General features: G+C 58.3%; 1 protein-coding gene. It reads left to right on the top strand.

The annotated features are described in order from the left end of the window. Positions 1-716: 716 nt before the first annotated feature. Positions 717-1,091 carry a hypothetical protein gene (locus tag BP05_RS00125; RefSeq protein WP_496359246.1) on the top strand — a complete coding sequence of 125 codons (375 nt, stop codon included), beginning with the start codon at positions 717-719 and terminating at the stop codon, positions 1,089-1,091. Positions 1,092-1,160 lie beyond the last annotated feature (69 nt).

Genomic DNA, 1,160 nt, shown 5'->3' with positions numbered 1-1,160 from the left:
ACGTTTCCCGGTGGCGCCCAAGTGAGCCGCGGGCAGGTATAACAATTCATTCAAGCCGAAGCCGCTTCGCGGCTCGGCTTAATTCAGGCGTTAGGCCGCAAGCAACCCCGCTCCGCCGGGCAAGAGCAAATTCAAGATTTGTGACTCATACAACTTATCGCCGCAGAAAGTGAAATATGCACGGCGCTCCTGGCGCCCTCGCCGTCCGTCCGGCCCGTCGCAACCGACTGTTCTCTCTCGCAGTTTTCCGCCTTGACTCCCTGTCGGCGCCACCTGAATATCCCGTCCATATCCCCGCTTTTGGGGTCTACTAAGCGTTAGGCCACCTATGAACGTATCCAACGGGCCAATCGGAAACCTAGACCGCTTTGACGTTGTGGGCGTCCGAAAGGATGGTGGCGTTGATGTCGTCATTTCTTGTGCCGGCCCCTTAGATGATTCCCCAGAAACGCTCTGGCTCCTCTGGCAAAAGGTGCGGAACTACCTGGGCGAGATCGCTAGTGAAGCTTTTCGCTCCGAGTACGGTTCTGGACCAGTTCGCATCCTGATATCGTGCCAGCACGATGTTTCTAGCCCGGCACAGACGCTGATTGCGTCTCTAAGGGATGAGGCCGCCAGTCAAGGCGTCGGGTTACTACTGTCCCAGCAGGTGGCCTAACAATTCATTCAAGCCGAAGCCGCTTCGCGGCTCGGCTTAATTCAGGCGTTAGGCCGCTATGACCGATGGCTCACAACTGAAAGACATCGCTCGTGAGTTGCGGCGGCTCCAACAGTCCTCGCCGACCCGGCGCGAGGATCTGCACAACTGGTACGCTGACGCGCGCCGCTTTACCGATTGGGAGCACTCCACGTTCCCCGATGTGCGCCTGCCATCTCTGGTGATGTTCTATCTGCATGATGCAGACCTACGGGTCAAAGATCCTGAGTACCGCAAATCCCAGGACGAGGCACTGGATGAGCTCATTGTTAGCCTGGAGCAGGGGATCGTCCCGGAGTCTCGTGGTGGTGGCTCAATCTCGTTTCACCCACGGTGGCTCGGTGCCGCTGCGCTGGTCACCCTAGCGGCTATCCTTTACTGGGCTGCACGGTGACGCGGCCTAACAATTCATTCAAGCCGAAGCCGCTTCGCGGCTCGGCTTAATTCAGGCGTTAGGCGCCAT

The organism is Lysobacter oryzae DSM 21044 (assembly GCF_059568595.1).
Note: the sequence above shows the minus strand (reverse complement) of the source record. Positions and strands in the feature narration are given on the sequence as shown.